The organism is Streptococcus oralis (genome assembly GCF_001075675.1).
GTDB lineage: Bacteria > Bacillota > Bacilli > Lactobacillales > Streptococcaceae > Streptococcus > Streptococcus oralis_V.
The window spans coordinates 1-384 of record NZ_JUNW01000025.1; the positions used below are offsets into that span (position 1 = coordinate 1).

Below are 384 nucleotides of genomic sequence, written 5' to 3' on the forward strand. Positions count from 1 at the left end.
TTGTTTTTACTTTTTTGTGCGTCAACCTAAAAATATTTTTGATGAAATTTACCAAGAGACGGAGAAAACCTATCGGTCAAATAATATTTTAAGAAATATAGATGGATTTGAAATCAGACCTGATTGGCCAAGTGATGGAGAGTATTCTAAATATTATCCATTTGGAACTTATAATAAAAACAATACCCCAGAAGACTATTTTGAAATTGAAATTGGTTTTAATTTTGCTACAAAAACACAATTAAGTTCAATCTCATTTGAAAAACGAATTGGGCCAAATGTTAGAGTTAGAATATGGGATAACTATACTCGGAAGGATCGTGTTTTAAAAAAATTTGTCAAAATAGGTTTAAAGAAAGCAGATACGGAAACTTATATCGAAGA

General features: G+C 29.2%; 1 protein-coding gene. It reads left to right on the forward strand.

The features are described from left to right. On the forward strand, nucleotides 1–384 hold a 384-nt coding region (locus ADM50_RS03440; protein ID WP_049484538.1), incomplete at both ends, for a TipC family immunity protein.